The organism is Kumtagia ephedrae (genome assembly GCF_003012745.1).
GTDB lineage: Bacteria > Pseudomonadota > Alphaproteobacteria > Rhizobiales > Rhizobiaceae > Kumtagia > Kumtagia ephedrae.
Genome location: NZ_PXYK01000005.1, coordinates 63,106 through 87,126 on the forward strand (window position 1 = coordinate 63,106; position 24,021 = coordinate 87,126).

At 67.2% G+C, this 24,021-nt stretch carries 20 protein-coding genes; 2 read left to right on the forward strand and 18 right to left on the reverse strand.

The features are described 5' to 3' along the window. Positions 1–175: 175 nt before the first annotated feature. The 5 genes from C7I84_RS06455 to C7I84_RS06475 all read right to left on the reverse strand — a co-directional run bounded on the left by C7I84_RS06455 (position 176) and on the right by C7I84_RS06475 (position 4,647). Entirely contained in the window at positions 176–1,501 is a 1,326-nt protein-coding gene (locus C7I84_RS06455) for an ABC transporter substrate-binding protein (RefSeq protein WP_106771339.1), read from the reverse strand. Positions 1,502–1,531: 30 nt separating this feature from the next. Continuing rightward, entirely contained in the window at positions 1,532–2,602 is a 1,071-nt protein-coding gene (locus tag C7I84_RS06460; RefSeq protein WP_106771340.1) for an ABC transporter ATP-binding protein, read from the reverse strand. Between the two features lie 171 nt (positions 2,603–2,773). Beyond that, a complete protein-coding gene (locus C7I84_RS06465; RefSeq protein WP_106771341.1) occupies positions 2,774–3,211 on the reverse strand; it encodes a CBS domain-containing protein in 438 nt (145 codons plus the stop codon). 366 nt (positions 3,212–3,577) lie between these two features. Then, positions 3,578–4,213, reverse strand: coding sequence for a DUF6766 family protein (locus C7I84_RS06470; protein WP_106771342.1), 636 nt, complete (start codon positions 4,211–4,213; stop codon positions 3,578–3,580). Between the two features lie 101 nt (positions 4,214–4,314). Beyond that, a complete protein-coding gene (locus C7I84_RS06475) occupies positions 4,315–4,647 on the reverse strand; it encodes a hypothetical protein (protein WP_245428334.1) in 333 nt (110 codons plus the stop codon). Between the two features lie 123 nt (positions 4,648–4,770). On the opposite strand from C7I84_RS06475, the gene C7I84_RS06480 reads away from it, so the two are divergent. After that, on the forward strand, positions 4,771–4,989 hold the full coding sequence (locus C7I84_RS06480) for a hypothetical protein (RefSeq protein ID WP_106771343.1): 219 nt from the start codon (positions 4,771–4,773) through the stop codon (positions 4,987–4,989). Positions 4,990–5,213: 224 nt separating this feature from the next. Here the strand turns inward: C7I84_RS06480 and C7I84_RS06485 are convergent, their stop codons facing one another. Beyond that, positions 5,214–7,997, reverse strand: coding sequence for a S8 family serine peptidase (locus C7I84_RS06485; protein ID WP_165816007.1), 2,784 nt, complete (start codon positions 7,995–7,997; stop codon positions 5,214–5,216). Between the two features lie 542 nt (positions 7,998–8,539). Next, entirely contained in the window at positions 8,540–9,733 is a 1,194-nt protein-coding gene (locus C7I84_RS06490; RefSeq protein WP_106771345.1) for a YcaO-like family protein, read from the reverse strand. Between the two features lie 268 nt (positions 9,734–10,001). Between C7I84_RS06490 and C7I84_RS06495 the strand changes: the two genes are divergently transcribed. Continuing rightward, entirely contained in the window at positions 10,002–12,038 is a 2,037-nt protein-coding gene (locus C7I84_RS06495; protein ID WP_106771346.1) for an AfsR/SARP family transcriptional regulator, read from the forward strand. An 81-nt stretch (positions 12,039–12,119) separates the two neighbouring features. Here the strand turns inward: C7I84_RS06495 and C7I84_RS06500 are convergent, their stop codons facing one another. From C7I84_RS06500 to C7I84_RS06550, 11 genes are all read right to left on the reverse strand, one after another. Next, on the reverse strand, positions 12,120–12,524 hold the full coding sequence (locus C7I84_RS06500; protein WP_106771347.1) for a hypothetical protein: 405 nt from the start codon (positions 12,522–12,524) through the stop codon (positions 12,120–12,122). A 17-nt stretch (positions 12,525–12,541) separates the two neighbouring features. After that, a complete protein-coding gene (locus C7I84_RS06505; protein WP_120785112.1) occupies positions 12,542–14,293 on the reverse strand; it encodes a peroxidase family protein in 1,752 nt (583 codons plus the stop codon). A 401-nt stretch (positions 14,294–14,694) separates the two neighbouring features. Further along, positions 14,695–15,060 carry a hypothetical protein gene (locus C7I84_RS06510; protein ID WP_106771349.1) on the reverse strand — a complete coding sequence of 122 codons (366 nt, stop codon included), beginning with the start codon at positions 15,058–15,060 and terminating at the stop codon, positions 14,695–14,697. 230 nt (positions 15,061–15,290) lie between these two features. Continuing rightward, entirely contained in the window at positions 15,291–16,127 is an 837-nt protein-coding gene (locus C7I84_RS06515; RefSeq protein WP_106771350.1) for a sulfite exporter TauE/SafE family protein, read from the reverse strand. 299 nt (positions 16,128–16,426) lie between these two features. Next, positions 16,427–17,170: a pyridoxal 4-dehydrogenase, SDR-type gene (gene pldH, locus C7I84_RS06520; RefSeq protein WP_106771351.1), complete on the reverse strand. Its 744-nt coding sequence runs from the start codon at positions 17,168–17,170 to the stop codon at positions 16,427–16,429. A gap of 22 nt (positions 17,171–17,192) precedes the next feature. Next, positions 17,193–18,377, reverse strand: a complete 1,185-nt coding sequence (ppaT, locus tag C7I84_RS06525; protein ID WP_106771352.1) for a pyridoxamine--pyruvate transaminase — start codon at positions 18,375–18,377, stop codon at positions 17,193–17,195. A 24-nt stretch (positions 18,378–18,401) separates the two neighbouring features. Beyond that, the gene (pldA, locus tag C7I84_RS06530; RefSeq protein WP_106771353.1) at positions 18,402–19,208 is read right to left on the reverse strand and encodes a 4-pyridoxolactonase; all 807 of its coding nucleotides are present in this window, start codon (positions 19,206–19,208) and stop codon (positions 18,402–18,404) included. A 54-nt stretch (positions 19,209–19,262) separates the two neighbouring features. Next, positions 19,263–20,198, reverse strand: a complete 936-nt coding sequence (locus C7I84_RS06535; protein WP_106771354.1) for a putative B6 ABC transporter permease subunit 1 — start codon at positions 20,196–20,198, stop codon at positions 19,263–19,265. A 4-nt stretch (positions 20,199–20,202) separates the two neighbouring features. Next, complete coding sequence (locus C7I84_RS06540) at positions 20,203–21,300, reverse strand: putative B6 ABC transporter permease subunit 2 (protein ID WP_106771355.1); 1,098 nt, start codon at positions 21,298–21,300, stop codon at positions 20,203–20,205. Continuing rightward, on the reverse strand, positions 21,297–22,871 hold the full coding sequence (locus C7I84_RS06545) for a putative B6 ABC transporter ATP-binding protein (protein WP_106771356.1): 1,575 nt from the start codon (positions 22,869–22,871) through the stop codon (positions 21,297–21,299). The genes C7I84_RS06540 and C7I84_RS06545 overlap by 4 nt, the downstream gene beginning before the upstream one ends. 70 nt (positions 22,872–22,941) lie before the next feature. Beyond that, a complete protein-coding gene (locus C7I84_RS06550; RefSeq protein ID WP_106771357.1) occupies positions 22,942–23,967 on the reverse strand; it encodes a putative B6 ABC transporter substrate-binding protein in 1,026 nt (341 codons plus the stop codon). Positions 23,968–24,021: the final 54 nt, after the last annotated feature.

Here is a 24,021-nt window from a genome sequence, read left to right on the forward strand (position 1 = left end):
CCATTCAGCTTTTCCTTGGTGTTCGCATCGCCCCCTCCACCACGCTTCGCGTGGTCCCCCTCCCCCGTAAACGGGGGAGGATCAAAGGTCGCGGCCGGCCGCTGCGTAGATCCTCCCCTGCGAAGCGGGGGAGGGGGACCGCCGAAGGCGGTGGAGGGGGCGTGAGATCGTCGTCCTACACGCGGTAGTACCGGTTCGCCCGCTTCTCGGCCTCTTCCATGGCCTCCTGCGGCGTCGCCTGCCCGGTCACCGCCTTGGCGTACATGTCGACCAGCACGTAGTCGGCCATGGTGGCGGCGGACGCATAGCCGAGAGGGCCGGCAAAGCCGTTCGGGCGCAGCGTCTCCGACGCCCTGGAATAGGCGGCGGCGTTCGGGTCGGACGTCCACACCGGATTGTCGGCAAAGCCCTTGAGCGTTTGGCAGCAATAGCCGAGCGACTTCTCGATCCAGTTGGCCATCTGCTCCTGCTCGAACATGAACTGCAGATAGGCTTTCGCCGCATTCGGATAGGGCGTGTAATTGAAGACCACCGCCACCGTGGTCTGGTGCAGCTCCACCGACTGGCCGACCGGACCGATCGGCAGGTTGGTGGTGCGGATATCCTTGGCGATCTCGGCAAGCTTCGGATCGTTGTCCTTGTTGATCTGCGCGGTCCGGTAGGCCGAGATGCCGTTGGCGATGACGCCGAGCTCGCCGGCCAGGAAGGCGCGGTTGTTGTTGACGTCGAGCCAGCTCTCGGTGCCGGGGATGAAGGTCTTGTAGAGCTCCATCGCATATTCGATCGACTTCGCCGTCTCCGGGCTGTTGATGACGACCTTGCCGCCTTCGTCGACCATCCTGCCGCCATGGCTCCAGAGCAGCCAGTGGGCATAGTTGTTGCCGTCGCCGACGCCATGGCCGTGGGTGAAGCCGGCCGGATGGCCGATCTTCTGCAAGGCCTTGCAGAGCTCCAGGAAGCCCGCCGTGTCCTTCGGGAACTCGGAGAAGCCAGCTTCCTTGACCCACGAGTCACGGTAGACGATGGCGTTGCCGATGCAGGCCACCGGCAGCCCGATGAACTTACCCTCGCGCGTCGCGTAGCCCTTCGGGCCGTCGTACCAGCCGCCATATTTGTTGCCGAGATAATCGCCGAGATCGGTGACGTCGAGCAGCTTGTCGGGATACTGATGCGCATCGTCGAACCAGACCAGCATCAGGTCCGGGCCGGAGCCGACATTCGCGGCCACCGCGGCCTTCGGGCGGATGTCCTCCCAGCTTTCCTTGTCGACGCGCACCTGCACGCCGGTGGCGTCGGTGAACTTCTTGGTGTTGGCCAGCCAGGAATCCTCGTCGCCCTGCACGAAAGGCGACCAGCGCAGCAGGCGCAGCGTCGCGCCCGGCTCGGGCGTGTATGTCGGTGCCTCCTGGGCAAAGGCAGGCCGGCCGAGCAGCCCGCCGCCCAGAATGCCGGCGGCGGCGCCCGCGCCCGTGCGGATCACGTCGCGTCTGGTGAATTGCATCGTCTTCTCCTCCCGATGGTTGGTATTCGTCTAACTGCTCAGTCGCTGTCCCGTTTCGCCGTGAAAGAGGTGGATGAGGTTCGGCTCGACCGACATGCGGACGGTCTCGCCCGGCTCGAAGGCGTGCCGCTCGCGGAAGTTGGCGACGATCTCCTCGCCGCCTTCCGTCTTGCCGATGATCTGGATCTCCGACCCGGTCGGCTCGACGACGACCACCGTCACCGGAAAGCCCTGGTCGGACAGCTTCAGATGCTCGGGCCGGATGCCGAGCACCACCGGCTGGCCGTGCTGCACGCCGGATCCGGCCGGCAGCGGTATCGCGACACCGCCGGCGCCGACGAAGGTCGGCGCGCTCTGCACCGCGACCTCGCCGCGCAGCAGGTTCATGGCGGGCGAGCCGATGAAGGAGGCGACGAAAAGGTTGCCCGGCCGGTCGTAGAGGTCGAGCGGCCGGCCGATCTGCTCGACATTGCCGTCATGCATGACCACGATCTTGTCGGCCATGGTCATGGCCTCGATCTGGTCGTGGGTGACGTAGACCGTGGTCGTCTTCAGCCGCTGGTGCAGCTCCTTGATCTCGGCGCGCATGGCGACGCGCAGCTTGGCGTCGAGGTTGCTGAGCGGCTCGTCGAACAGGAAGACCTGCGGGTCGCGTACGATGGCGCGGCCCATGGCGACACGCTGGCGCTGGCCGCCGGAGAGCTGGCGCGGATAGCGCGACAGCAGCGGCACCAGCCCTAGGATCTCCGCCGCGCGCTGGACCCGCTGGTCGCGTTCGGTCTTCGGCGCGTTCTTCAGCATCAGCGAGAACGCCATGTTCTCGGCGACCGTCATATGCGGGTAGAGCGCATAGTTCTGGAAGACCATGGCGATGTCGCGCTCTTTCGGCGCGACCGTGTTGACGACCCGCTCGCCGATCGCGATCTCGCCGCGCGAGATGCCTTCCAGGCCGGCGATCATGCGCAGCAGGGTCGATTTCCCGCAGCCGGACGGCCCGACCAGGGTAACGAACTCGCCGTCGTCGATGTCTATGCTGACGCCGTGCAGGATTTCCACGGCTCCGAAGGATTTGTGTACATTCCGAATCCCGACGGACGCCATCTACCCTCCCGAGCGTGTAGTTCGCGCGCCCTCCGAAGGAAGGACGACCGCATCGCGTGACGGCAGTCTCCTCCCGCCGCCACGCGATGAATTGGTAGCGCTACCAGACGCGCATGTAAACCCGGGTAGCAGCATCCGGTCCTTCGTCCGCTGCCCCTGGCTCGCCGGGGGTCAGTGCATGCTTTGCGAATGCTCTCCGCCGGGCTTGGAGATTCCGCTCAGCGCTTCGCCGGCGTCGGCCGCCTGGCCGTTGGTCGCGAGGTCGCCGAGGGAGACGATGCCGATCAGCCGCTTGTCGCGGCTCAGCACCGGAAGGCGCCTGACCTGAAGGTCTCCCATGTTGCGCAGCACGTCCTCGATCTCCTCGTCCTCGTAGCAGTATTTGACGTCCGTGCTCATGACGTCGCGGATTTTCGCGTCGGGGCCCCTGCCCTTTGCCACGCCGCGCACCGCGATGTCGCGATCCGTGATGATGCCGACCAGGCGATCGTTCTCGCCGACCGGCATGACGCCGGCGTCGAGGCGGGCCATGATTTCGGCGGCCTCGCGGATCGATTGTTCCGGATTGGCGATTTCGACGTCGTTGGTCATGCAATGGCTTACTCGCATTTTCCAGCTCCCTTTTCTGGCGCCCGCCGCCCGTCGGTGCTGCTTGCAGAATGGATCGCCGGCCCGATCGTTCCGCCCATGCGGCTCACCGCAAGCATTGCATCGCGGACTTGTCGTTGGCCCGAAGCGGTCTCAGCCCGCTTCGCTTGGAACGTCCGCCGATGCCCTCTCCTTTTCCGCCGTGCGGCGGCCATCCGGCGGAGGCAGCAGCGCCATGGGCTGACGAGGCGGCCGATGGCCGAGAAGCCTGTATGCCGCGTAGCCGGCCGCGACGACGAACAGCAAGCGTATCATCGTTCTCTCCTTGTGGTCCGGCCCAACACGCAGGCGTGCGAGGGGTTCCCGTCCCCGCAACGAGATCGTCGGCTACGCGCCCGTGCTCTCGTCGGGCGCGTCGACGGGCTTGGATTCCGGCGAACCGTGGAAGCGCAGGAAGATCGACAGGACGACCAGGACCGCTGTCGACAGGAACTCCGACTGCCAGTTCTGGAAGGATTCGAACCAGAACCGCGCGCTGACGAGATGCGAGCCCAGCGTATCGAGTTCTCCCCCGTGCAGCAGGGCCTCCTCGTTGGCGGCGGCGAGGCTGCCGCTGACATGAGCGACGAAGGACAGCGCGAACAGCAGCGCCATCGCTATCCCCAGGGAATAGGAATAGAGGAAGCGCTTGAACGGATGCCAGGACCGAAGCTTCGGCGGGATCGACGGCAGTTTGCCTTCGGGCTCGTCCGGATCGCGCGACTCGGCTGAGCCGCGCTGGAACAGGAAGGCCGTCAGCATCACATAGGCGGCCATCTGCAGGAACTCGCTTTCCCAGTTCTCGAAAACCGCGGAGATGAAGTCGCCGCTGGCGAGATACGCCAGGAAGCCGATGGCGGCTTGCCCGTGGTCGACCAGGTTCTCGTTGTGGGCGTTCCAGCCGGACAGGCCCATGCCGCCTATGCTGAACAGGAAGGCCACCATCAGTGCGATGGTGAGGCCATTGTTGCGCAGTATCCGCATCCGGCAGCACTCCTCGGTAAGCAGGCCGTTCACCGGTTCAATCCGCGCATGTGCATCTTTGTTCCCGGACGGCAGGCCCGGCCATCGGGCCTGCTGGGTGCTCAGACCTCGTCGAAACGGCCTCCCTCCTTGCCTGGGTTGCGCGAGATGACCCGTTCCTCGGTGTCGTCCGGCAGCGCCTCGTCGCTCCCTTGATAAGGATTGTCGTCGTCCTCCTCGGGCAAGGCCCCGGCAGGTTCAGGCTGGCGCCGCAATGGGCTTTCCGTATCCGGCAGCCCGGGCTCCGGCGCCACCCGGTCGGCATCGGCGGCCTGGGGGTTCGCCCCTTCGGAGCCGCCGTTGTCCTGCTGCGCTTCGTGGACCGGGCTGCCGCCCTCCTCATGTCCGTGCGTCCGCCGGTTGGGTTTTCCGTGGTTGGTCGCTTTGCTGATCACAGCCTCGTCTCCTTCTTTGACAAGACCGAACCGGCGCCGTCGGAATTCGTTCCGGAGCCGGCGGAACCTTCGCCGGCACCGACTGTTCGGCCAGCAAGGACATGCGATCGGAAGGAGCAGACCATGGCGAATGGCGGCAAGAAGCATATGGGCCGCGGGACCCAGGGGAAAGGCAGCGGCCAGGGCGGCATGACCGACATGCCGAAGGACAAGATCGAGGAGAATGCCGTCTTGTCCAACCGCGACAAGGCGCAACATACAAAGGAACGCGGCCTGGACGGCAAGGAAATCCGCAACGAGCAGTATCAGGACCACGCCGGCAACCGGCTCCCGCGGGATTGACCGGCATCTCCGTCCGTCGGGGACAATCAGGTGCGACGGCGTCGCACCCGACGAGACCCTGTCGGGGAACTTTTTCCCATCATCTCCGTTCGGCGGCCGGGTCGCAGACAACGCATCCCTGCGACGTCGTGAGGTCACCCCCGCCGACACGACGGCCCGCCGCGATCCCTCACGCGGCGGGCCCCTCCCCGACGATTGTCGCCGGGAGTCGCGGTCGGTCCGCCTCACGGAATATCCAGGAACCCGCCAAAGGCCGCGAGGTCCAGCATCTGCCGCTCGTCCCGCACCACCGTCCGGATGGCCGACAGGTCATGCGCGAAATTCTGCCGCAGCGCCTGCCCTCCGAAATGCAGCCCGCCTATCCGATAGGGCCGCCGCAGGCTGATGACCGCGGCGCCGGAATTGCCGGCAAGCGTCGTTGCGTCGTGGGTGAACGCCCAGCCGCGCTCGTCGCCGACGATCTCGCCCGGCTTGTTGACGATGCGCCCGACGCTGAGATGTTTCGTCCCGTAGGCGTCGTCGAACACATCCTGGACCTGCGCCCACGGGTCCGCGGTCTCGCCGGTGGCCGTGTCGGCCGACAGGACCGGCCTGGCCGGATAGCCGACGACGACCAGTCCGGACCGGTTGCCGGCTTCCACGGGCAACCGGCCCGAGGGCGCCGGCGCAGGCAGACGGGCGCCGGCAGCATTGGTCGTCTCGACCTCGAGAACCGCGATGTCGAGCTTGCCGACGTCCGCGACCTCGCCGATCCTCCAGGGGCCCGCCGTCAACACGTCCTTGACCACGAAGCGCCGGCTCTCGTCCAGCGCCGCTTCGTCGAAGCAGATGGAGACCGGAGCGTTGAGCAGGAACTTCTGCGTTCCGTCCGACGACGGAATCGGCTCGCAGAAGGCTTCGATGACATGACGGTTGGTCATGATCAGGCCGTCGCCGATCACCGTGCCCGTTCCGACATGGACATGGCCGTCCGGCCTGCCGATGTCGATGCGGCCGACGGCGTCGATCAGCGGCTTCAGGAGCTTGTGTGCCGGCTCGAGCTCTCCCGCCCACAGCGCCAGCTCGGGTCGATCGAGATCGATGGAACCTTCGACGACCGGCACGGCCGGACGGTCGGTGATGCGCACGATCATCTCGGCCGTGGACCGGGCCGCGCCGAGCACATCCGCCGGAATCGCCGTGCCGTGCGCCCAGGAATCGATGACGCGTTCCGCCTGCGACATGATTTCGTGACGGATCCTGTCCGCGTCGGCACGCCGGCGCTTTTGCGCGACCTGGCTCTTCAGCACGCTTTCGATCCGGTCCAGCAGCGCCTTTTTGCCTTCCCGGACCGATGCGGCACGGCTGGCGGAAGACGCCCCGGTTGCCACCGCGCCTTGCGCCAGGATCTTCGCCGACGGCTTGCGCGGTCCGATATAGGGCGTGAGCGGTGCGACCGCCGCCGAGCGCGCGCTGCGCTCCGCCGGCAACTCGCCGCCACCCGACCGGCGGATGGCGGCTTCCAGCGCCTGGCTGGGCCGCGGCGCGGCGGCGCTTTCCAGCGCTCCGACGCGTGTCGGGTCCGTCCGCTGCCGCCGGTCCAGTGCCAGGAATCCCGCCTCCGCCAGGAAGCGTTCGGCATCGGCCACGCCTTCCAGCATCGACCGCCCGGGATTTGCGTCCGTGGAAGGCACGGGCCGTGAAACCCGCGCGAGTGGCAGGCCGAGCAGTTGCTCGGCATCGACGACGCCGGCGCCGAGGGACTGCGACGGCCAATTCTCCGGCCGGCGGGCAGTCGCCTTGATCGCGGCGCGGAACAGTTCCTGGACGCTGACGCCGCGCTTCTCCGCTTCCGCCTGCACGGCGTCCGGCGAGTGCCTGGACAGCCACAGCGCCGCGCAGCCCGCGGCGATCGCCACCGCAAAGGACGTGCCCTGGCCCGGCTCGACCAGCGACTTGTCGGCATCCGCCGGCCAATGCCGGCGCGCGACATAGACGTTCTCGCCCGGCGCCGAGATGTCCACCTTGGGGCCGTGCGAGGTTCCCCGCCACGCCCGGTCGTCGGCATCGACGGCGGCCACGGCGATCACGTTGGCGTCCCAGGCGGGATAGAGCACGGCATGCACGCAGTTGCCGGCCGCCGCTAGCACGATCATGCCGGCCTTGACGGCGCGATCGATGGCGCGCCGCAGATCCGCGCCTTCGATCGGGCCGCCCAGGCTCATCGTGACGATATGGCAGCCGGCCAGCCGGGCATGGTCGATCGCCGCGGCGACGGCGGCGCCGCTGCCGATGATGACGGAATTGGTGCAGCGGATCGGCACCAGTGTCGCTCCCGGCGCCGCTCCGACGATCGCCATGGACGGGCGGCTGACGGCCGCGCTCGATGTGGCGGTGCCGTGGCCCGGCGAGGCCATGGTCGGCGACAGCGGATCGATGGGAAGGCCGCCGCCCGCCAGTGTGTCGGTGCCCCTGCGGATGTCGATGGCGCCGTCGAGCTCGCGATGGTCGGCGACGCCGGTGTCCGGCTGGCCGATGACGATGCCCTGCCCGGTCGTGCCGAAGGCCTCCCAGGCGCGGTCGGCCCGCACCGCCGAGACCGCCCAGCGCGGCGCCTGCGGTGCCGGCGCATGCGACCGGCACAGCGTCCAGACGATGCCGCCGACCGATTCGGGCGCCTGATGGCCGAGTTCGTCATCGGTTATCCATCCCGGATCGACGTCGGGCACGCACGAGACCAGGCCGCAATCGCCGACCAGGCCCTGCGCCACGTCGAACAGGAAGCCGGCGGACTGCTGGCGGATGACCCCCGGAAATTGCAGGACATGGATGAGCGGGTCCTCGCCGGGTGGAAGCGGGAAGAAGGCGAACCGGTCGCCGCCTATGATCCTGCTCAGCTTGTCGCGCTCGGTCTTCGGATCGGGCGCCTCGCGGTATTCCAGGGTGAATCGGACGATGCCCGGCGTCAGCGTCTGCGACTCCGGATCGCTGCAGGCTTCCGCAGCGGCCTTCAGGAATGGGCGATACATTGTGTCTCTTCCTCTGCGGCGGCCGGGCGCTTCGGCCGGCCGGGCCCGATCCCAAGACCGGCCGTGCATCGGCCAGCGAGGAAGACGGACCGGTTGCGGCCCGTCCCGCTCGATATCGGGATCGCGATTGTCTGCTTGCTCGGGAATGGCGACCCGCGCCGATGGGAGGATGGCGCGGGAAGCGCCCGCTATGGCCAGGCCATCGGCGAGCGGATATGTCGGTTGGTCATGCGGGACTGGAGAGGCAAATGCCTCCAGCCGATGTGAGTGCCCGGATCCCGGATGGACCGGAGCGGAAAGCGTCGCCGCCCCGGGGCGGCGCACGGCAAACGGCAGCACATCGCCCATACCGCCATCGAAGCGCCCCTTGCCCGCAAAGCGGACCCCCGTCGCCTCGAACCTCCCTGCATCCGACCGATGGCCGGCCGACCTATGTTCGACGTTCCTCATGGCTGCCCTCAGCTGCCAGACCTCACATCGGCAGATAGCCCGGGGCAGCGTGAAGTCAGCGTGAAGCGGCTGACGCCGCGGAAAACTTTTTGTCAGATCACCAGCGCGATCGGATTCAGGCGATCGGAATACGCCGTTTCCCAGCCCCGCTGCCCGGGCAGATGGCCGAGCCGGGGGCAGCCGAAGCGCGGCTTGTAGTGGGCAAGTCCGGCGGCGATCGCCTTGACCACGGGCACACCGATGTCGGGCCGCGACAGGTCGCTGAACCAGACCTCGTGGCCGGCCGCCGCCATCTCGTCCACCAGTTCCGGCAGCGCCGCGGCCCGCTCGGGCAGCGTCCCCGACGGATCCGAGCCCGTCAGGAAATCCAGCGCGGCAAGATCCGCCTCGTCCAGCCAGCGCGATATCCTACCGTCGCTAGCCGACCCCGGCACGCCATCCTCCATGCGGATCTCGTGGGCGTCCATGGACAGCTCTGTCTGCAGCATTTCGAGGAATGCCGAGCGCACGGCGTCACGCCGCGACAGCGCGGCGGCGAAGCCCGCTGCCAATTGCCGGCCGCTCGGCGCGCAGGAAACCGCCGCCACGACGGACGCACTGCGGAAGGTCGAAATATCGAGAAACCAGAGTTTTCGCCCGGTGTCGTCGCGATGCCGCGCCAGCGCCGCCGCCAGTTCGGCATCTTCCAGAGTTTCGGCCGCGATGCGGGCGCGCCGGCAGCCCCGCCACCACCAGATGCCGGTCGCGTCGCGCTCGACCAGTTCGAGCACCGCGCGTCGCCGCGCCTCCTCCGGCGTCCGCCCGGCGGCTGAGCCGTTCGAATCGGCATTGAGGCCGGGATCGCCGCGCTCCCTGTCGCCGAAGCGGCCGTAGCAGAGAAAGGCCGGGCAAAGGGCCGATCGCGCGCCGGAGAGATCGTGCACGGTCGCCCAGTGCTCCGGCTCTTCCATGTCCCCCGCCGTCGGGACGACATCCCATCCCCCCCACGTCCGATTGAGCTTTTCGCGGTCGCCGACCTGACGTTCGGAAAAGCCGAGCACATGCCGTGCTGAAATCCGCCCAGGCTGTTCTCCGGCAGCATCGAGCCCTGCCAGGCGCCGACGATCCTGCGGCCGGTACAACCAGCTTGCGAATTCCACCGCCTCGCCGAGGCAGCTGAGCACGGCCTGCGGCGCGGAAAAACCCTTGCCGTTGACTGTGGTCGGACCTGAGCCGGACGGCCCGCCGATATGGAGATTGCTCGCGGCAAGCACTCCGCCCGGCACCTCGAACAGGTCGACGACCATGCCGTGGCGGGCGGCAAAGCGGCACAGGTTCGACCGGTCCTCGGCGTGAGCCGTTCCGTCGCGTAAGGCGGGCCATAGCCCGGCGGCCGACAGATCCGCGCTATCGCGGGCCGACGACGCGGTTGCAGCAGTTTCAAGCGGGTTGCATTGCGCTACCGAACTGGCGCAAAGAAGTTCCCAATGGCGCTTTTCAAGCCGCACGTTCTTTCACCACTTAACGCAGGGTCCTGTACGGTATTACGATGCTTACCAAAGGTGCAGGATTCTCATGTCGGTAGCGACAGTTGCAAGGCATACCGAGGACGGCGTCGTCGAGGCACGGCTGGAAGTCAAGCTTCTGGGCGGCTTCGAGATTCACAGCGCCGGCCAGGTGCATGTCTTCGACAAGCGCAAGGCGTGCGCGATCCTCGCCTATCTGCTGCTGAGCGGACAGTACCGGGAGACGCGCGGCCGCCTTTCGGCGCTCTTGTGGAGCGACCGCGACGAGGAACATGCGCGCGCCTCGCTGCGGCAATCGATCCGCGATCTCCGGCAGATCGAGGTCCAGACCGGCGTCAACTTTCTGGCCGTGGACAAGCTCTCCGTCGGCATCGACCGCACCCTGTTCAAGACCGATATTGCAACCGTCCATCTCGCCCTCAAGCAGCGGGATTTCGCGATCGCCGACGGCATACTGGCGCAGCGGAGCGATTCGCTGTGCGCCGGCCTCCAGGACTGCGACCCGGTTTTCGACAACTGGCTGAGGATGACCGCCACGCATTGGTCGGACAGCCTGGTCCAGCAGCTGTCGAAGGCCCTCGATGCGCCGAACTCGACGGTCGCCGAGCGCAAGGCGATCGCGAGCTGCATATTGCATGTCGACCCCTTGCACGAAGCGGCGGCGATGGAAATGCTGCGCGCGCTCTACCGCGAAGGCGGCTTCGCCAGCGCGCACGGCTTTTTCGAGCGTTACTCCAACGACCTTCGCGCCGAGCTCGACATCGCGCCGCCGCGCGACATGGTCCGGCAGCTCGAGGAGTTCAAGACCGGCGAACGCAGCGATGTCGCGGGCGCGGCGCCGCAAGGCCGCATCGAACCCGACATGCTGCCCAACGTCGTCGAGAAGCCGACGATCGTTCTGGTCACGGAAAAATATCGGGCGAGCGATGCCCACATCCAGTTCGCCCTGGTGAGCGAGCTGTCCGCCTCGCTGTCGCGCTTCCGGCACTGGACCGCGATCCAGGCCGAGCTCGATCCGGAGATCATCCGCTCGCGCTCGATCGACGGCCTGCTCAGCGCCCTGAAGGACATTGCCGACGTGGCGGTGGTGATCAACACGGCAGAACGGGGAACCGAGCGTCTCTTCGAGATCTCGTGCGTTTCGCTCACCCATGGCGAGCTGCATTTCACCACCACCGCGCCGCACGCGCCGTCCGGCTGGCGAACCGTGTTCAACGAAATCTGCGCGCAGGTGGCCTCGCGGCTGCAGCTTGCCATATCGAGCACGCGGCTGCACCGCATAGACACGCTGTCGCCGAACTACATCTCGGCCTACGATCACTGGCTCGACGGGCAGCGACTGTCCATCTTGTGGCGCAACGACACCGAGGCCGCCGCGATTGCCCGCTACGAGGACGCGATCCGCCTCGATCCCAAGCTGGCCTGCGCCTATTCGAGCCTGGCCGCGATCCTGAACTCGCGCTGGATCGTGCTGCCGGGCTATCCGCTGGACAGCGCCGACCTGGAGCGCGCTTTCGATCTCGCCAAGCAGGCGGTGATGCTCGACCCGCTCGACCACCGCAATCAGGTCAACCTGGCGTGGAGCCATCTGCTCGCCCGCCGCTGGGAGCTGGCGGACTTCCATTTCGGCCTCGCCCACGACCTCAATGCCGCCAATCCGGCGACGCTCATCGCCTATGCGCTGGCGAGCGCCTTCGTCGGCAGCCCGGAGCGCGCCGTCGACCTGGCGCGGCGTTCCTTCGAGCTCAATCCGCTGCACGACCCGCACTATTACGGTTACCTGGCGACGATCTCGTTTCTTGCGGGCGACCTTCCCGGCTGCATCCAGGCGGTGGAAAAGAGCGACGGCCTTTTTCCCGACATCCGCGGCTGGTCGGCGGCGGCCCATGCGCTTTCCGGCAACGACGCGGCAGCGGGCGCCGATTTCCGCGTCTTCCTGCGCAGCATCTCCGCGGCCTGGTACAACAACGAGCGCCCGTCGCGCCGCGCTGCGATCGACTGGTTCAAGAATGTGTTTCCGATCCGGATCGAGGCCGATCGGGAACGGCTTGCGCAAGGCATCGACCGCGCCGCGCGGCTGGCGTGACGCGGTCGAGCTCTCTCTGTTTTGCCGCATGATCTTGTCCGAAAAGTCTGCAACTTCTCGGGTTCATGCTGCATGTCGCGCCTATTTGCAGCGCGACATCACATAGTCGCCGATGCGGCTGCGATAGCCGCGCAGCCGGTTGGCCTTCTTCTCCTCCGGCGTGGCGCCGGTGTTCGGGTCGAATTTGTAGTGGTCGGGGAACGGGTAATCCACGCCCTCGCCCACCTCCGGCGCGATTTCACGCACGGTTTCCTCGACGTCGCCCGTGAACGGGAAGGAGATGTTGACGACATTCTCCTCGTCGAAATGCGGGACGATGGTGATCTCGTCCCAGGTCTTGCCGCGCGGCGACATGAATCCCCTCAGGAGATTCTTGATCTCATCCTGGGATCCCGTCTTGAAGGTCTCGATCGCCGCGGGATCCTTGATCATCCGCTGGATGAACTCCCCGAGCGCCTCGAACTGCACGTTCTCGAATTTGGCCATAATGCCCTCCTTTTCTTTCACACTGCGTTGCCCGTCCTTCGATGACCCCTTGCGGAAAGGTCGGGACGGACCGTCCTTTCCAGCAATCCGACGAGTTCGTCATCCGACACCAGCCTGTCGTCGGCAAGCCTCAGCAGGCCGGCCAGTGTATGCGGATGGACCGTCCAGGGCAGCGGTACGTGGATTTCGCTGTCGCTGGTATTGAAGAGTGCGGCGGCGACCGTCGCGCCGACGATATACGAGCCGACCGGGCCGAGCCGGTTCCCGTCGTCGCCGAGCACCGAGGCTTCCTGCAGCACGTAATAGGAAAGCGGCGTCTCCGTCAGGAACTGCGGGTAGGCATTCAGTGTCCGCTCCAGTTCCGCCGCATGGAAGGGGTAGCGCTCCTTGCACCACTCCGTCGGGAGCATGTCGGCGCCGGACAGCACCCGCACATGGGCCGGGCCGTCGGCAAGCGCCGCCCCGACGGCTTCCGCGACCGCCTGCCCCGAAGGCAGCCCCAGGTGGTAGCAGCGCCAGCAGTCCATGAAGGCGATGGAGCGAGGCGTTCCGTCGAGATCGGCCGCGTGCTTCACCGAGGCCAGCTCGAAGGCAAGGAACGGGCTGATCCGGCGCGCCCGCATCATCCTGGCCGGATCGCCCAGTTCGGCGAAGCGGCTCCAGTCGATCGCCCAGTTGACGCGCACCGGCACGTCGCCGTGCGGGCGCTGGCTGGAGAAGGACAGCATCTCCCGCAGCGTGCCGGGGATGTCGTCGAAGGCCTGGTTGACGGAATAGCGCTCGCGAACCATGCCGTGGGCGAAACGCGAGGCGCCGAAGGAAAACTCCATCGGCAGATCGGCGAGCGGCGCCAGCGTGTCCGCGCCCGGCCCGCGGAAGCCTTCGCCGCCGAAGAAATGGTCCCATACCTCGCGCGACAGCATCCGGCGCATGTAGTCGTCGACCACGACGCGCCGATAGACGCTGGTCAGATAGGCGCGCGCCTGCTCGAAGGCGATCTGGGCGGTGGCGCCGCGGTGTGCGATCTGCACGTCGACGAGACGGTTGTGCACCTGCATCAGCGCACAATGGAGTTGCGACAGGACCAGGTTGTCGTCGTTGCGCGGATCGGCGACGAGCGGGCGATATGGCCCCTTGCGCCCCTGCAGGCTCATGAAGCCGCTTGACCCGTCGACGCGCGGCAGGTCGCGCGCCCGCTCCACGGAGCCGTCCACCGGCAGCTTGACGTTGCGGTCGCTGACGCCGGGCAGGCCGAGCGGAAAACGGCAGAGCGCCGTGTCATTGGCCGATGCCCAGTCGTAGAGATGCGGGTCGACGACGGGACCGCGCCCGTAGAGGCCCGAAAGATCGATGCTGCCCGAGGAGGCATTGCGCAGCGCCCGCTCGCTGACGTCGCTGACGGGAGCGCCGAAGATGCGGCTGAAGACGATGTCGTGGAAGACGAACTGGCCGAAATAGGTGAACGCCGCCGGATTGTCGCTGAGATCGGTGGGATCGATCGGGCCGAGCATGCGGCTCGTAATGGCCGACAATGCTTCCTGGGTGCGCTCGACCGCCGCGCTGCCGTTCTCCGCCTCCATCAGGCTTATCGGCCTGTCGGCGAGGTCGGGAAAGAGAAGACGCTCGCGCAACGCAGCCCCGGAGGCGCTCTTCTTCTCGATGGCGCTTTTCTTCTCCATAACGGGACAGCCCTCGGTCTGCCGCTGCGCCCCGTAGTTCCGCCGGTGATTGACCAACGCTTCGTAGTTGGTGTCTTCCCCGTGTCGCATGGTCAATCGCCCTCTTCTGTCATGCCAGTCCGACCAGGGAGCGGGTGCTGCGCGCCTGCTCCGCCTGAAATTCGACCCGACGCCGGCCTGTCAGTACGACCGGCGGCGGGCAGCCCTCCACCCCTGCTTCGCAGCAATCGCTGTCGCCGGCATACGGCGGGACCGTGGTCGCGGCCACGGATCAAAGCAAGGAAAAACGACGGTATATCCGGCCGGGTCCGCCTGCCGGAAGACGGGACGGATCGTGTGGGAGGCCACGATCCGTCCCTGCAGCCGGCCCCCGCCGACCGGTGCTGTGTTGCAAGGAGCACCTTGGCAATGCGAGCCCGGCGGCATACCCGTCCTCGCCACAGCGCAATGCGCCGTGGCGCCAGAGACCCGCCGATTTCCAGCCAGCCTCGTCAATCGCGGGCATGACGCGCCGAGATGCGCGCAAGCCCGCCGCGCTCCCGGGTGATGACAACTTCGACATTTCTATCCTTCTGGTTGGCGACCTGCAGGATCATGCGCGGCGACTGCTCCGGAGTGTCCGAGCGACGCATGTTCCGACGGATCGCCAGCCTGGCCCAGCGGGCCGAAGGCCGTTCGGGCCGCCCCGGTCCCCGCGGCACCGGATATTCGGCGGGCGCCCATTTTCCTTCCGTCCAGATGCGGACCGAAGGTCGCTGGCGGGCCGGCGCCTGAATGCCGGGAATACGCACTTTGGCCGTCGGGTCCAGCTCGTCCGGGATCGATAAATCGAACCGATGCGTGAGATGATCTGGCATGCTCCCCTCCTGCGCGGTGTTGATGGAGCATGTTTCGCAGGGCCAGCGTGAAATCAGCGTGAATTGGGCGGGGCGGGCGGAAAAAACCCGACGATTTTCCGTTTCCGTCGGCCGAACGGCATGACGGATGGCCGGGCGGCGACATTCGTCGGACCGGCGGACCGATCCGGCCGCTCGCCGCCCACCCCTGCGATTTCAGCCTGACGCCGAGCGCGGATCGCGCGTCTTTCTCAGGACAGCAGCATGCGGGCCGACGTCAGCGCCAGGAAGACGGCGAAGGCGAGCTTCAGATAGCGGGCGTTGAGCGCATGGGCGATGCGCGCGCCGAGCGGCGCCAGCAGGAAGCTGGTCGGCGCGATGATCACCGCCGCCGGCAGGCTGACATAGCCGAGACTGAATGGCGGCCGGTCGGCGACGTCGAGCCCTGCCCAGATGAAGCCGGCGACCGCCGGTACGGCGATCAGCAGGCCGAGCGCGGCCGAGGAGCCGACGGCGCGGTGGACGGGAAAGGAGAAGGCGGCGAGCGTCGGCACCGAAAGCGTGCCGCCGCCGATGCCCATCAGCGACGAGATGAAGCCGATGACGGTGGCGATCACCCGGTTGACGAGCCCGCTCTTCGGCAGGTGCTCGGCCAGGACCAGCGCCTTGGGCAGCGCCATGTTGACGGCGACCAGAACGCCGACCACGCCGAAGACCAGGCGCAGCCCGCCGCCGGGGATGTATTTCGACAGGATGCCGCCGATCAGCGCGCCGACGAACATCGCCGGCCCCCACAGCTTGAGCAGCGACCGGTCGACATTGCCGCGCTTGTTGTGCGCCCGCATCGACGAGATCGAGGTCGGGATGATGACGGCAAGCGACGTCGCCACGGCCAGGTGGCTGATCACCTCGTCCGGAAAGTCGAGCAGCGTCAGCACCCAGAACAGCACCGGAACGATGACGATGCCGCCGCCGACCCCGAGCAGGCCGGCCAGCGTTCCGGAGACGACGCCCGTGAACAGCAGACCGGCGATCAGGGCGGCAACGGTCTCCCGGTCGAGCATCGACGCGTCAAATCCTGCTTCCAACTCGGTATCCCCTCAAACGTGATTCACCGCGCGCCTCGCGTAAAGGGCGCGGCGGCGAGTGGCAAGCGAGGCTGGTACAGGTCGGGCGGAGAGCCGCCCCACTTGCCTCGCCCGCCATGCGCAGGCATCGATCAAGGCCGTCGGAAGGGCTCCGAAAGCACTGTTTTTCAGGCCGTCCTGGCCTGAAATTCCGACGGACCTTAGCGAAATTCCAGTGAAACCGTGCAGCTTTTCGCCGGGATCTTGCGAAAAAATACAGGACATGAATTCGTCCCGCCGACCGACGAAACCGAACCGCCCTAGTGGCGCACCATGCCGGCATCGACATTGATGGTCTGGCCGGTGATCCAGCGCGCGTCGTCGGAGGCGAGGAAGGCGACCACGTCGGCGATGTGCTCCGGCTGGCCCTTGCCCTTCATCGCCTGCAGCATCTCGACGAAGCCGAAGGCCTCGTTGTGCGGGCTCGCCTTGACGCCCTCGCTCTCGATCAGGCCCGGCGTCACCGCATTGGCGGTGATGTTGTATTTGCCGAGTTCGGTCGCCAACGCCCGGGTGAAGCCGATGACGCCGCCCTTGGCCGCCACATAGGCCGCCATGTTGGGCGTGCCGGCGAAGAAGGTGTTGGACGAGATGTTGATGACCCGCCCGGCCTTGCCGCCGGCGCGCATCTGGTCGGTCGCGGCGCGGGTGACGATGAAAGTGCCGGTCAGGTTGACGTCGATGATCTTCTGCCAATGGGCGAGGTCGACCTCGTCCCAGGCGACGAAGGGCACGATGCTGGCATTGTTGACGACGATGTCGATGCCGCCGAGCGTCTGGATCTCCGAAAACAGCGCCTTCACCGACGAGGCGTCGGAGACATCGGCGGCGATCGCCTGTGTCCGGCCGCCGATCGCGGCGGCTGCAGCCTTGCCGCCCTCGGCATTGACGTCGCTGATCACCACGGTGGCGCCTTCGGCGGCAAGCTTTGCCGCGATGGCCTTGCCGATGCCCTGCGCTGCCCCGGTGACCAGGGCAATCTTTCCTGCAAGCCTGTCGCTCATGTGACCCGTCTCCTTGTCCCGTTCAGTTCGTGCCGTCGGCGTCGATCACCGCCAGCGCGGCGTCGATCCCCCTGCCGACGGGAAGCTTCATTCCGGCCGCGCTGAGCGCGCCGCCCAGCGCCGTCAGCGCCACCACGGCGTAGATCGGCTGCGCCGTCGGGCCCATGTGGCCGATGCGCGTGAGTTTCCCCAGCGTCTCGCCGCGCCCTGAGGAGAAGACGACGCCGTAGCGCTCGCGCGCAGCCTGGCGCAGCGCCTTCTCGTCGATCCCCTCGGGGGTGCGGATCGCCGTCGTCGTCGGCGAGGCAATCTTTTCGTTCGCGGCCCACAGCGACAGGCCCATGGCCAAGGCGCCGGCGCGCGTCGCCTTGGCCGTCAGCGCATGGCGCGCCCACACCGCTTCCGGCCCCTCGTTGAGATAGAGGTCGAGCGCCACGTCAAGCCCGTTGACCTCGGCGACCGAGGGCGTGAACGGGAACGGCTTCTCCCTCGACCAGGCGTTCTCCCAGTCGACGATGCTGAGCATGGAGGCGCGCGGCGCAGCGGGATTGGCCTTCATCTTGGCCCAGGCGCGGTCGCTGACACCCATCAGCGTCAGGCCGGGAGGCGCGCCGAGGCACTTGTTCGGCCCGGTGACGTAGATGTCGGCCTTGCAGTCCTCCGGGTGGGTCTTCATGCCGCCGAAGGACGAGACGGCGTCGACGATCAGGTAGGCGCCGTGCGCCGCAACAAGCGCGCCGATCTCGTCGATCGGATTGATCGTGCCGGACGGCGTGTCGTGATGGCAGACCGAGACGATGGTGATCTCCGGATGCCTTTTCAGCATGTCGGCGACCGACTGCGGATCGATCGCCTCGTTGTACGGCGTCTCGATCTCCAGCAGATGGGGCGAATAACGCTTGGCCCAGTAGCCAAAACCCTTGCCGTAGACGCCGGAGGCGAGGTTGAGCACCACGTCGTCCGCCGCGATCAGCGACGCGGCCGCGGCCTCCAGCCCCAGCACCGGCTCGCCATGCAGGATCACCGGCCGGTTCGACAGCCGCATCGCCTCCTGCGCCTTGCCGACCACGCTTTCATAGAAGCGCTGGAACGCCGGGTCGTAGTCGTAGAGCACGGTCCGCCCCAACCCCTGCAGCACGGCGGCATAGGCATTGACCGGCCCTGACGTGAGGGTGACGACCGGCTCGGCGTGGTCGGGATATCGCATTGTCGCTCTCCGGATTGACCGGCCTCAGCCGTAGAACTGGGTGCCGGTGCGGTAGGTCTTGAAGTTCTCCATATCGTGCGAATAGAGCAGCTCGGCCTCATTGTCCTCGGCAAGCTTGCGCACGCGGCGCATCGAGTCCACGCCGGCGACCGGATCGATGTGGAAGGACGCCTGGCACAGCGTCTCCAGGCTCTTCTGCGTATAGGCGGCGTCGATGGTGAACAGGATGGGCTTACGCTTGGGGAAATGCACCATCAGGCTGTAGTGGCCGATCGAATGGCCGGGCGTGGCGATCAGCTTGACACCCTTGGCGAGGTCGACGTCGCCCTCGATGCCCTCGAAGGTCGAGTTGGCGCGGGTCGTACCTTCCAGGAGCTGCTGGGTGGCGCCGCGCGCCTCCGCAGCCTCGGCGGAAAAGCTCAGGTCGGAATAGCCGAGATGCTCGAAAGGCAGCGGGTTGCAGGCCTGCGGCACCTCGCTTTTGTGGCAGATCTTCTTGGCATGCGGAAAATACTTGTTGCCGCCGCAATGGTCGAAATGAAAGTGCGAATTGACGACCACGTCGATGTCTTTCGGCTCCAGCCCGAGCAGGGCCAGCGCGCCCGGAATCGTCTGGTCCCTGCTCTGGATCGGCTTCTCGAAGGGCAGCACCTTCATGACATGGTCGTAGTCGTAGCCGGTGTCGATGAGGAACCGCCCCTCGGCGTGCTCGATGAGGATCGAATAGACGGGAAAGCGCACCTCGCCCCCCGGCCCGCGGTTCCAGTAGACATGGTAGCCGTCGAGAACCAGCGAACCGCCGTCCAGCAGATAGACCTTCGTGTCTGACATCGTCGCCTCCTTGTTGCGGCGCGGTTCCCTGCGCGCCGGGTCGGTTGATCGTCCTCAGCGCGCCCCGCGCTCATAGGGTATGCCCAGCGCCGCCGGCAGGCTGCCGCGGCGGCCGAACGCCACCAGCATCACCATGACAGCCAGGAACGGCAGCATCTGGATGACGTCGGTCGGAATGTTGATGCCGGCGACCTGCATGGCCGTGGTCAGCGACAGGCAGAGCCCGAACAAGAGCGCGCCGAGCAGCACCCACACCGGCCGCCCGCGCGCCAGCATCGCCAGCACGATGCCGAGGAAGCCGGCGCCGTTGGTGATGAAGGGAATGAAGATGCCGGCGCCGACATTGGCGAGATAGGCACCACCCAACCCGGCCATCGCGCCCGTGAACAGCACGGCGACGGTGCGCGTCCGGATGACGTCGACGCCGGCGACGTCGAGCGCCGCCGGCTTGTCGCCGGCCGCCTGCAAATTGAGCCCGAGCTGGGTGCGGCGGTAGACGTAGATCATCACGAAGACCAGCGCGATCGCCAGATAGACGATGAGGTGGTGGCGGAACAGCGCCGGCCCGAGCACCGGGATGTCGGCGAGCAGCGGGATCTCGGTGCGCTCCGCCGCCGGCAGGCGCGGATAGCTGCGCGAGAACTGGAAGTGGTGGAGCAGCGCGGTCAGCCCCTCCAGCCCGAGCGTCAGCCCGATGCCGATGACGATCTGGTTGAGGCCCAGCCTCACGCACAGCAGCGCCATGAGAGCCGCCACGGCGATGCCGGCGCAGGCGCCGAAGAGGAAACCCAGCCACAGCGACCCGGAATAGAATGCGGCGACGAAGCCGAGATAGGCGCCGCCGATCATCATGCCCTCGATGCCGATGTTGAGCACGCCGGCCTTTTCCGACATCTGCTCGCCGAGTCCCGCCAGCAGCAGCGGAATGGCCGCGGTGATGGCGCCGAACAGCAGCGCGCCGAGAAAAACTTCGCTGAACAGCCCGGTCATCGCGTCAGGCCCTCCGCGCCCTGGTGAAGCGGTGGTCGATATATTCGGCGAGCGCCAGCATGATCAGCACGATCGCCACCAGCACCAGCGTGAAATGGTGCGGCACGCCGAGCCGGCGCGCCGCGCTCTCGCCGCCGATCGACAGGACAGACAGCAGAAACACGAAGCCGATGGCGGCAAAACCGTTCATGCGGGCGAGGAACACCGCCGGGATCACCGCCATGGCGTAGCCCGGGTTCCAGTCGGCCCGCACATTGCCCTGCACGCCGATCACGTCGATGGCGCCGCCGAGCCCGGCCAGGCCAGCCGAGATGGCGAAGACGGCGACGGTCAGCCCCGGCACGCCGAGCCCGACATGGATGGCCGCCTTCGGATTGGCGCCGACCACCCGCAGCTTCAGCCCGAAGGCGGTCCGCGTCATGACCAGATGGACCGCCACGATGGCGACGAGCCCGAACAGCAGCCCGCTGGTGATGGTGGTGTCGAACAGCCGCGGCAGCCGGTCCTCGACCGGCAGCGTGCGCGTCTGCGGCACGGTCGTAGCCGGATCGAGGAAGGCGAGCTTGACCAGCACGTTGGCGAAGGAGGTGCCGAGGAAGGTCATCATCAGCGTGGTGATGATCTCGTTGACGCCCTGATAGGCGCGCAGCAGCGCCGGCACCAGCGACCACGACACGGCCACGGCCGTCGCCATGAGAAAGGCGCAGGCGAGCGCCAGCCAGGCCGGCAGCACCTGCACCAGCACCGGCGCCGACGCCGCCGCGATGACGGCGCCAAGCAGGAACTGCCCGTCGCCGCCGAGATTCCACATGCCGGCCCGGAAGGCGACGATCAGCCCGGCGGCGATGAACAGCAGCGGCGCCATGCGGGTCAGCGTCTGCTGGATCCCGGTCGGAGACAGAAGGCCGCGCTCGACGACGAAGCCGTAATAGGCGAGCGGATTGACGCCGACGGCAAGCAGGATGCAGCCGGCGAGCACCAGCGCCGCCAGGATCGGACCCAGCGTCATCAGCACGCGCCGCTGCAGGTGGCCGCGACCTGCCGCGGCGGCGGACTGCTCGATCGTCGCCATGTCGGAGGCTCGTGTCGTGTCGATGCTCATGCGGCCAGCCCGATCATCAGCCGTCCCACACGGGTACGGGCGTCGGCGGCATTGTCGACCGTACCGACCAGCGCGCCGGACGCCATCACCGAAATGCGGTCGCACATGCCGAGCAGTTCCTCGAGATCGGTGGAGATCAGCAGCACGGCTGCGCCACCCGTCGCGATGTCGCGGATGCGCTGGCGGGTCGCCAGCGTATTCGCCAGGTCGAGCCCGTAGGTCGGCTTGTTGAAGATGACGGCCCGGGCGCCGTCGGCGAACTCGCGCGCGATCAGGATTTTCTGGATGTTGCCGCCGGACAGCCTGCCGATCGGCGTCTCCAGGCTTGGCGTCCTGACATCATAGGCGCGCACCAGCTCGCCGGCGCGCTTGTCGATCGCCGCAGTCTGCTCGATGCCGTTGCGCCAGAATGGCGGCGTGCCGATCTGCTTGAGGAAGAAGTTGATCGACACCGGGAAGCTGCCGACGGTGCCCTCGCCCAGCCGGTCGTCGGTGAGATAGCGCAGTCCCTTGCGGTGGCGCTCGCCGACGCCGAGCCCGTCCATGGCCTCGCCAGCCAGCCGGATCGTGCCGCCGCTCGCTGCAAGCTGCCCGGCCAATGCTTCGGCGAGCTGCTTCTGGCCGTTGCCGTCGATGCCGGCGATGCCAAGAATCTCGCCCGGCCGGACGGCGAAGGAGACGCCGGAGAGACCCGGCGTGCCCGAACCGGCCGGCACCGCGAGGTCGCGCACCTCCAGCAGCGGCGCGACGGCCTCCGGGAAGGCGCGTGCGGTCCGCTGCGCCTCTTCGGGGTCGCCGCCGGCCCTCGCGCCGAACATCATCTCGACGATCTCGGCGACGATCTCGTCCTCGCCCAGGCTGCGCAGCCGCTCGGGGGTGATCTCGCCGACCTTGCGGCCGAGTTTCAGCACCGAGATGCGGTCGCCGAAGGCGGCCGCCTCCTTGAGCTTGTGGGTGATGAAGACGATCGCCAACCCGTTTTCCGCCAGGCGCCGCATCAGCGCACCGAGGTCGTCGATGCCCTTCGGCGTCAGCATGGAGGTGGATTCGTCGAGGATGAGCAGCCGGCTGTCGCGCAAGAGCGCCCGCAGGATCTCGACCTGCTGCTGCTCGCCCAGCGACAGGTCCTCGACCCGTGCGCCCAGGTCGACGGAAATGCCGAGGGTGCGGCCGATCTCGGCGGCGCGCGCCTGCAGCTCCCCGGCCTTCGGCCGGCGCCACCACGAGCCGCCGAGCAGCAGGTTCTCCGCCACCGTCAGCGTCGGCACCAGCATCATGTGCTGGAACACCGTGCCTATGCCCAGCGCCAGCGCATGGCGCGGCGAGGTGATCGGCGTCGGGGTCCCGCCCACCAGGATGCGGCCTTCCGTCGGCTGCTGCAGCCCCGACAGCATGCCGATCAGCGTCGACTTGCCGGCGCCGTTTTCGCCGAGCAGCACATGCACCTCGCCGGCGCGAATCGACAGGTCGACGGCGTTGTTGGCGACGATGCCGGGGAACCTTTTGGTCACCCGCTCGAGCGTGACGAGATCCGGCTTGCCGGCCGGCCGGGGTGGAGATGCGCTGGTCATGGAATCCGCGGAGTTCGCCGCAACCGGTGCCGGAGGGGCGCGCGAGACGCCCCTCCGGCAGTTCTTGCGGTCACTCGGTGACGTTGGTCATCAAGGCGCGCACGGCACTGGCCTCGAAGACCGGCTCGACCTTGATCTTGCCGGAGAGGACATCCTCGCGCAGCGCCTGGACCTGCGACCACACGTCGTCCGGGATTTCTCCCGTCTTCAGCAGCTTGACAGAGTCGTCCTTCAGGCCGATCGCATAGCGCTTGGTGCCGAATGTATCGGCCTTCAGGTCGGCGATCATCGCGGCATAGACCGGCGTGATGTCCCAGATCACCGAGGTGAGCAGGAAACCCTTGTCGATCGCCGTCTTGTCGCCGATCACGTCGATGAAATGGACCTTGCCGCCGTCGGCCGCCTTGGTGGTCTCGACCGCCTGCAGCATGCCGAAGCTGGAGCCGTTGCCCTGGCCGAAGATGATGTCGGCGCCGGCCGCGATCACGCTTTCGGTGACGCGCTTGCCGCCGGCCGCGTCGCTGTAGGCGGCCGGGCCGATCACCGCATAGGTGACCTTCACCTCCGGGTTCTCGGCCTTGACGCCCTGGGCGAACGCCGCCGACTGCGAGTTCCAGGACGGCGGCTCGCCGGAGACGACGATGCCGACCGTCTTGGAACGGCTCATCTTGGCGGCGAGCCGGCCGGCGAGGTAGGCGCCCTCGTGGCCGCTCAGCGTGTAGTCGGCGACGAGGCCCTTCTTCAGCGCATCCGGCGTATCGACGATCGCCACCGGCACCTTGAGCTCGTTGGCGATCTCCGGCGCCGAGGTATTGTAGCCGCTGGCATGGGCGATCAGCAGGCTGGCGCCCTCCTCGGCCAGTTCGCGCAGCGTCGGGCGCACGTCGCCGTAGCCGAGGCCCTGCGCGACGATGACCTCGATGCCGGCGGCTTCCGCCGCAGCCTTCGCCGCCGCCACGCCCTGCTGGTTCCAGCCGTAGTCGGTGCCCTCCTCGGGCGTGAGGATGGCGATGGATTTCACCTCGCCGGCGAACGCCCCGCCCATCAGCAGGCCGCTCAACAGTATTGCACTTACACTTGCCTTCAACGATTTCATTTGTAGTCCTCCTATTGTTTGATGATCCCACTTTGTTATTGTTTTTGCGCCGAA

Bases quoted from the DNA above. Each gene is read 5' to 3' on its own strand.
- C7I84_RS06455 (WP_106771339.1), bottom strand. From the start codon at position 1,501: ATGCAATTCACCAGACGCGACGTGATCCGCACGGGCGCGGGCGCCGCC.
- C7I84_RS06460 (WP_106771340.1), bottom strand. From the start codon at position 2,602: ATGGCGTCCGTCGGGATTCGGAATGTACACAAATCCTTCGGAGCCGTG.
- C7I84_RS06465 (WP_106771341.1), bottom strand. From the start codon at position 3,211: ATGCGAGTAAGCCATTGCATGACCAACGACGTCGAAATCGCCAATCCG.
- C7I84_RS06470 (WP_106771342.1), bottom strand. From the start codon at position 4,213: ATGCGGATACTGCGCAACAATGGCCTCACCATCGCACTGATGGTGGCC.
- C7I84_RS06480 (WP_106771343.1), top strand. From the start codon at position 4,771: ATGGCGAATGGCGGCAAGAAGCATATGGGCCGCGGGACCCAGGGGAAA.
- C7I84_RS06485 (WP_165816007.1), bottom strand. From the start codon at position 7,997: ATGTATCGCCCATTCCTGAAGGCCGCTGCGGAAGCCTGCAGCGATCCG.
- C7I84_RS06490 (WP_106771345.1), bottom strand. From the start codon at position 9,733: ATGGTCGTCGACCTGTTCGAGGTGCCGGGCGGAGTGCTTGCCGCGAGC.
- C7I84_RS06495 (WP_106771346.1), top strand. From the start codon at position 10,002: ATGTCGGTAGCGACAGTTGCAAGGCATACCGAGGACGGCGTCGTCGAG.
- C7I84_RS06500 (WP_106771347.1), bottom strand. From the start codon at position 12,524: ATGGCCAAATTCGAGAACGTGCAGTTCGAGGCGCTCGGGGAGTTCATC.
- C7I84_RS06505 (WP_120785112.1), bottom strand. From the start codon at position 14,293: ATGCGACACGGGGAAGACACCAACTACGAAGCGTTGGTCAATCACCGG.
- C7I84_RS06510 (WP_106771349.1), bottom strand. From the start codon at position 15,060: ATGCCAGATCATCTCACGCATCGGTTCGATTTATCGATCCCGGACGAG.
- pldH (WP_106771351.1), bottom strand. From the start codon at position 17,170: ATGAGCGACAGGCTTGCAGGAAAGATTGCCCTGGTCACCGGGGCAGCG.
- ppaT (WP_106771352.1), bottom strand. From the start codon at position 18,377: ATGCGATATCCCGACCACGCCGAGCCGGTCGTCACCCTCACGTCAGGG.
- pldA (WP_106771353.1), bottom strand. From the start codon at position 19,208: ATGTCAGACACGAAGGTCTATCTGCTGGACGGCGGTTCGCTGGTTCTC.
- C7I84_RS06535 (WP_106771354.1), bottom strand. From the start codon at position 20,198: ATGACCGGGCTGTTCAGCGAAGTTTTTCTCGGCGCGCTGCTGTTCGGC.
- C7I84_RS06540 (WP_106771355.1), bottom strand. From the start codon at position 21,300: ATGAGCATCGACACGACACGAGCCTCCGACATGGCGACGATCGAGCAG.
- C7I84_RS06545 (WP_106771356.1), bottom strand. From the start codon at position 22,871: ATGACCAGCGCATCTCCACCCCGGCCGGCCGGCAAGCCGGATCTCGTC.
- C7I84_RS06550 (WP_106771357.1), bottom strand. From the start codon at position 23,967: ATGAAATCGTTGAAGGCAAGTGTAAGTGCAATACTGTTGAGCGGCCTG.